This window comes from Belnapia sp. AC561, from assembly GCF_979252845.1.
Map to the genome: position 1 here is coordinate 1 of NZ_CEEDBP010000301.1, position 259 is coordinate 259.

The 259-nt window shown below is 46.7% G+C and carries 1 protein-coding gene; it reads right to left on the minus strand.

The window, feature by feature from the left end:
- Positions 1-200 (minus strand): hypothetical protein (locus AC0IW9_RS31175; RefSeq protein WP_471652168.1); only part of this gene is annotated, 200 nt, incomplete at its 3' end.
- Positions 201-259 lie beyond the last annotated feature (59 nt).

The following is a 259-nucleotide window of genomic DNA, read 5'->3' on the forward strand; positions in this document are numbered from 1 at the left end:
ATGTTAACTTCAACAGTGGCCGTAGCAGAACAGCCGCCATTTGAAACCGTTACGGTATAAATGGTTGTTTCCTTTGGTGATGCAATCGGATTCGCAATATTTGGGTCTGAAAGCCAATCAACCGGGAGCCAGCGGTAAGTTGTTCCTCCGCTCGCCATTAATTGAATCGGATTATTCTGGCAAGTGAAGGCTTTAGTCAAGCTCGTAGCCGCATCTATCGGCTCGAGAACCTGTAAGGTAGTTGTGGAAGTACTTGTAC